4 protein-coding genes and 1 pseudogene are annotated in these 5187 nt (G+C 39.5%); 1 reads left to right on the top strand and 4 read right to left on the bottom strand.

Annotated elements, in window-relative coordinates; translation table 11 throughout:
- The 4 genes from AC6F75_RS09750 to AC6F75_RS09735 form a co-directional block, all read right to left on the bottom strand.
- On the bottom strand, positions 1-1982 hold a 1982-nt coding region (locus AC6F75_RS09750), incomplete at its 3' end, for a TonB-dependent receptor domain-containing protein (RefSeq protein WP_500714832.1).
- Between the two features lie 144 nt (positions 1983-2126).
- Positions 2127-3041 (bottom strand): geranylgeranylglycerol-phosphate geranylgeranyltransferase, encoded by a 915-nt coding sequence (locus AC6F75_RS09745; protein WP_500714830.1) that lies wholly within the window; start codon positions 3039-3041, stop codon positions 2127-2129.
- A 10-nt stretch (positions 3042-3051) separates the two neighbouring features.
- Positions 3052-3582, bottom strand: coding sequence for an HAD-IIIA family hydrolase (locus tag AC6F75_RS09740; RefSeq protein WP_500714828.1), 531 nt, complete (start codon positions 3580-3582; stop codon positions 3052-3054).
- Positions 3563-4330 (bottom strand): DUF2520 domain-containing protein, encoded by a 768-nt coding sequence (locus AC6F75_RS09735; protein WP_500714826.1) that lies wholly within the window; start codon positions 4328-4330, stop codon positions 3563-3565. The genes AC6F75_RS09740 and AC6F75_RS09735 overlap by 20 nt, the downstream gene beginning before the upstream one ends.
- 183 nt (positions 4331-4513) lie before the next feature.
- On the opposite strand from AC6F75_RS09735, the pseudogene AC6F75_RS09730 reads away from it, so the two are divergent.
- Positions 4514-5187, top strand: a pseudogene (locus AC6F75_RS09730) (cytochrome C biogenesis protein); the annotation flags it as partial.

Here is a 5187-nt window from a genome sequence, read left to right as displayed (position 1 = left end):
GCTTCTGCACCAATACGCTGATTGGTCGATAAGTTAATAGGTATGGTTCTCACCACCTGAATGCCGTTTACCGTTTCACCTTCCCTGCGAATTTGCACGCGCTCAAAAGCATTGGTTTCATATTGGTAATAAATTGAAGAGGTTAGTGTAAGCTTTCCAAAACGTCTCAGGTATCCCAAATCAAAAGTACTGGCATAAGCCGGGTCCAGATCAGGATTCCCCTGGAATATGTTAGTGACACTAGCTCTCGAAGGGAAAGGGTTGATAAACCAACCGCGTGGTCTGTTGATTCTTCTGTTAAAACCTAAGGTGACATCCTCACCTTCCCGGAGTTGATAAATTAAATTGACGGTTGGGAAAAGTCCCAGATAGTCCTTGTCAAAATTAGGATTTACACCTAAAAGCTCAAAAAGTTCTTCCTCGTTGAGTTCTGAACTGATGTCACCTTGAAGTACTGTACTTTCAAGTCTTAGTCCAAGAAGGAATGAAAAATTTCCGAATTTGGTTCCATATTGGGTATAAAGTGCCTGAATATTTTCAGTGTAATCAAAAACATTGCTCAATAAATCATTTCGCTCAAAGTTTCCGGTTTCCAGATTTTCGCCCAATAGGGTATAATCTGTTATTGTATTTCTGAAATTTCCACGGTATCCGGCTTCAAACTGTGAATCATCACCGATGGGCAAAACATAATCGGCTTGAAAAAGGAAGGTGTTCACATCTTCTACTGTTGTAATATCTTCTGAGGGAAATTGAATGTTGGGGCCAACAATATTTCTTTCAGTTATAAATGTGTTTTCGGTTTCGGCTTTGTTGTCATACTGAAAATCCATGGTCAGGTTATGACCGTCTTGATTGAATCTGTTGATGTAATTCAGTGCCAGTTGATATCTGGTATCTTTTTCTGTTTCTTCCTGAATACGTGTTGAAGTTTCAGTTAAAGCACCATTTGCAAATTTTTGGGTTGTTGCTGTAACTCCATCGTCATAATCACTCACTCTTATGAATCCACTGGCGGTGATTGATGAACGATCATTGAGGAAATATTCAATACCCAGATTGCTGTTAATGCCCTGTCGCTTTCTTTGTATGTCCCGGGCTTCTATTGTCCTTGAGAATTCACCTTGCTCAAATGTGTTGTCAAAAAAAGCGCTTCCGGGCTGGTCTCTGTAGAAATAACCTGTTGTGCTGAAGATGTTGAATTTTCGGGTGCGGTAGTTCAAATTGGCTGTAATACTGGAATTTATGGGGTATCCACCGCTGATATTTAAAGAGCCGTTAAAGCCTAAAATCCGGTCTTGTTTTAAAATGATGTTCAAAATACCTGCAGTACCTTCAGCGTCATAGCGTGCAGACGGGCTGGTAATGACTTCTACACGTTCAATGGCCTCGGCGGGCAATTGTGTTAAAGCGTTGGTATCGCCAAAACCGGCAAGTGCAGAGGGTCTTCCGTTGATTAATATGGTCACGTTTTGATTTCCGCGTAAGCTGATACCCCCTTCAATGTCCACATCAACAGAAGGAATATTTCCTAATGCGTCACCAATAGTGGCTCCGCGTGTGGTTAAATCACGTCCTATATTGTAAATTCTTTTGTCGAGCCTCACCTGAACTTCAGTGGTTTCTGCCCTAACAACAACTTCATCCAGACTCTCAGCGTCCATTTCCAAAATAACCGGTGGTAATTGAGTGCTTTCTGTGATGGTTTGATTTGAAAGTGTAACTGATGAAAAGGAAATAAATTCAAACTTGATGTCATAAGTTCCGGCTGGAACATTCAAGGCATAGTTTCCGTCAAGGTCAGTAATTCCCCCATTTACAAGTTCAGTAGTGCCTGACTTGGTCAAAGAAACCGTTGCAAACTCAAGCGGGGCTCCGGTACTTTTTTCCAAAACTTTTCCGGAAACCGTGTAATTTCCTGATTGTGAATAGGAGGTTAAGCTAATAAATAGTGCGGCAAGAAATAAACTGTATTTTTTCATAGAAGTTAAAGTGGTAAATTTTGATAGGCTTTTGTAAACCACTTTTTAGACTGCGAAAATAAAACTTGGTTTAAGGCTCTAAGCTTAAATTCTTGTTAAATGTTACCCAAATTTTATGCAACATTAAACAAAGAAAACTATCCATTAAAGGAGGTTGAATTTGTAAAAAAGTAAGGAAAGCAATCCCAAAACCATAACGATTTTTATAATACCGGAGAGGTGATGGAAATCTATTTTCGTTTCGGCAGTGAAAACTTTTACTATAAAATAAAGTAGCGGACCGATAATTGTAATCAAAAAGTACAGCATCACCCATGGGTGGCGGTAAAGCTCCTGATACATATACAATAGAATTAGTACAGTTGAAGCTATAGCAAGAACAAAGCACACAATTGCGGTTCTTTTCCTTCCAATGACTATGGGGAGTGTTTGACGGCCACCGTTTTTATCGCCGTTAATGTCTTCAATATCTTTAACAATTTCCCGTAAAAAGGTGAGTAAAAACGCAAAAAATGAATAGTATAAAAGGATTGAAAAGGCCTCCAGTTGTAATGACTGATTTAAGTAATCGATTGCAGGAACCAACTCAAAAACCCCAACAATGATTAAGCTTAAAGCAACCAATATTGAGATGACCAAAGTGCCTACAAGCAACATAGATTTTAAAAACGTTGCATACATATACAACAAAGCGGCAATCAAAATAAACAATGCCGAAAATCCGGGAGAGCCAATGTGGTTTGAAAGATAAAACCCAATAACCACTCCCAAAAATGTAAACACCAGATACATCGTGTTTGCAGTGCTTTCACTTATTTTTTTACTGATAATCAGTTTTTCAGGTCTGTTGATTTTATCGATGCGCACATCGTAAATATCATTGATAATATAACCGCCAGCTGCAATAAAAACAGTAGCCAGCATTAAAAGAAAAAAATGAAGGTGATTCAAAGTAGTGGCAACACCCATCGACTCAAACAGCCCATATTTAATGAGCCACTGAACAAGAATAATTATAATCAGGTTTTTATGTCTGATGAGGTTTAGAAAGGCAAGCATAAGTAGCTGTTTAGTCCATTTTGGCATCGGGGTTGACATTCCATTTTCCCTGCACCCTAAGCACTTGTTCAATCACATCCCTCACGCAGCCTTTGCCGCCTTTTCGGTGTGAAATGTATTTAGAAATGGCTTTGATTTCCGTTGCGGCATCTTGTGGGCAGGCGGGTAGTCCCACTTTTTGCATCACATACAAATCCGGAATGTCGTCGCCCATATAAAGGACTTGCTCGGGTTTAATTCTGTACACATCCATATACTCATCAAGGGTGTCGGTTTTGTGATGCACCCCAAGATGGATGTCTGTGACTCCCAGTCCGCGCAGGCGTTTGCGCACACCCTCATTGCTTCCGCCGGAAATAATACAAACATTGTAGCCCAACTCTACGGCAGTTTTAAAGGCATAACCATCTTTAATGCCCATATTGCGCAGCATTTCGCCTTCGGTGGTGACGATGATGGTGCCGTCTGTCAATACGCCGTCCACATCAAAAACAAAGGTGGTGATGTGCTGTAAATATTCCTTATAACTTTTCTCTTCCATAAGTTTCCTGAATTGATTGGGATAAAAGTTTGTAAATTTCTTTTTGTAAAGGTTGGTCAAGCAAATTGAGGTGCTTTTCAATGGTTTTTACATCATTTCGTTTTGCCGGGCCGGTTTGCATTGCCTCCGGACTTGCATTTTTGATTTTACTTGCAGTTTCTCTAATCAATGGTTTTAATATCGAAAATGGAATTCCATTGTTTTCGGTCAGTTCATAACCAATGTGGTACAAGTGATTGACAAAATTACAAACAAAAACTGCCGCCAAATGTAGTTGTTTTCGCTTATCGGAATTGACCTCATATATTGACTTTGTAATCGAAAGCGCAAGTTTGTTCAAAACCTTTAAATCTACCTCATTTTCTGCCTCAATACATAACGGAATTTCCGAAAAATCAACTTCGCGTTCTTTTGAAAAGGTCTGCAATGGATAAAATACTCCACACCTGTTTTTGGGGTCAAGTTCGCTAACCGAAACACTGCCCGAAGTGTGAACCACCAACCGGTTTTCAAACGGAATGGAGGCAGAAAATGTTTGCACGGCATCGTCGGGAACAGCAATGATATAGCAATCGGCGTTTATCAAACTGCTGATTTCTGTAGTTTTGTTTCCTTTAAAAGGCAATGTGTCAAACCCGCTGTAGTTTCGGTTAAACACCTGAACAACCTCAACATTGGAAGCGTTTTCAAAGGCTTTGATCAGGTGAGTGGCAACATTTCCGGCGCCTAAAATGACAACTTGAATCATTTGGCTAAAATAAGAAGAAATCTGATTAATCGGTTTGAATAGGAAAAGGAATCGCCTTTGCGTCATATCAATTTTTTTGTCAACATTAATCAATATTTAACTTTTTTCAATGCGGGACTCAAGCCTCTAAGTGGACAAAATTCAGTAAATTTGCGCCAATTTATTTATCCTCAATTTGTAATCATGCTCAAAAAGATTGCTTCTGTTTTATTCTCTACAAGACTTACCGGAATTTTATTTATAGTGTTTGCAGTTGCCATGGCCATCGGGACATTTCTCGATATGCAACAAACAACCTCGCCAACGCCATATTCAAGGGCTTTGGTTTACAACGCTTGGTGGTTTGAGGCAATCATGGTGTTTTTTGTCATCAACTTTGTTGGGAATATTTTCAAATACCGCCTGTTTAGAAAAGAAAAATGGGCCACATTACTCATTCACCTGTCATTTATTTTTATTTTAGTTGGGGCATTTATCACCAGATACATTGGTTATGAAGGAGTAATTGCCATCAGGGAAGGTGAAACCGAAAATATGCTGCTCTCCGAAAAAGTTTACCTGACCACATTTATTGACGGTGATTTTGAAATCGACGGGGTGGCACAGCGAAGAAAACATAGCAAAAAGCTGCTTTTGTCTGAGCGACTTAATAATAAATTTACCATCAGGACTGATTATGACGGTCAACCCGTAAAAATAGAATTTGTCGATTATATGAAAGGTGCCGTAGAATCACTTGTGCCCGGCAATGAAGGATATTTTTATCTGGAAATGGTTGAATCTGAAGTGGGCATGCGTCAATCTCATTGGTTGAAAGACGGACAAGTTTCGAGTATTCATGGGGTTTTGTTTGCCGT

It is taken from the genome of Planktosalinus sp. (assembly GCF_059864935.1).
Note: the sequence above shows the minus strand (reverse complement) of the source record. Positions and strands in the feature narration are given on the sequence as shown.